Raw genomic sequence first — 851 nt, 5'->3', positions numbered from 1 at the left:
TCGGCGAACAAGGCGCGTCTGACCGACCCCTATCAGCGGCCTTGTTACGTGACGTTTCAGGTGGTAGAGAGTTCCCCATGAATCGCGCTGGCCGCCACGAAGGTCGGGTCGGCAGCGCTTCGACGTTAGGTAGAAAATGGAGCATACCAGACGGGCATCGGTTGAAGGGTGGAGGATGCTTGCCACTGTGGCGATTGTTGCGCCGGCTTTGTGTTTCGCGACGATGCTGTTCGATATGGGTATCGTTTGGCGGCTGATTTGGAGTGTCGGTGTTCTGCTCGTGTCTGGATTGGTGGTGGCGTATGCGATTGGGAATATTCGCGCAGGCGGGATTTTCATCTGCCGCCTTACGGACGAGGAGTTTTTTCAGCTGATTCCCGACCCAGCTTGCGGAGAGAGCTTCCAGGTCAAGCTTTCTGATATCTCCAAGATTGAATGCCACGAAGGGTTCGGAGAGAGCCCAAGTGATGAATGGTATTTACACACTAAGGAAGGCCGATACCGGATCACCACGAATTATGGCAATCCCTACAGGAAGTTCGCTGAGACCATACAGAAGGCGCTTCCAGATCTCGAAAAAATCCAAACCTAACAAGACGCGCCTGACCGACCCCTTTAAGCGGCCTTGTTACGTTGCGTTCCGGGTGGTAGGAGGTCGCCAATGAATCGCGCTGGCCGCCATGGTGGTCGGGTCGGCAGCGCTTCGACGTTCTCGTGGAATGTAGAGCCTCTGGGTTTTGAGGGTGTGGCAGCAGACCGAGTCGGAGATAGGTCGAGCTTGTCGAGGTTTTCGAGCTTCCGGAGCTTTGCTGACCGGGGTGATCATCATGCGGTGGGCAGCAGAGGAGTGG

At 55.9% G+C, this 851-nt stretch carries 2 protein-coding genes; one reads left to right on the top strand and one right to left on the bottom strand.

The window, feature by feature from the left end; genetic code table 11:
- The first annotated feature begins 136 nt into the window (after positions 1–136).
- Complete coding sequence (locus ACFQY0_RS21185) at positions 137–592, top strand: hypothetical protein (protein WP_379717051.1); 456 nt, start codon at positions 137–139, stop codon at positions 590–592.
- Between the two features lie 36 nt (positions 593–628).
- On the opposite strand, the gene ACFQY0_RS21180 is transcribed toward ACFQY0_RS21185, so the two are convergent.
- On the bottom strand, positions 629–851 hold a 223-nt coding region (locus ACFQY0_RS21180), incomplete at its 5' end, for a hypothetical protein (RefSeq protein ID WP_379717048.1).

The organism is Haloferula chungangensis (assembly GCF_042664875.1).
Lineage (GTDB): Bacteria > Verrucomicrobiota > Verrucomicrobiia > Verrucomicrobiales > Akkermansiaceae > Haloferula > Haloferula chungangensis.
This window is presented reverse-complemented; position numbering and strand designations above follow the sequence as displayed.

Excerpts from the sequence above, each read along its gene's own strand:
- ACFQY0_RS21185 (WP_379717051.1), top strand. The coding sequence starts at position 137 with ATGGAGCATACCAGACGGGCATCGGTTGAAGGGTGGAGGATGCTTGCC.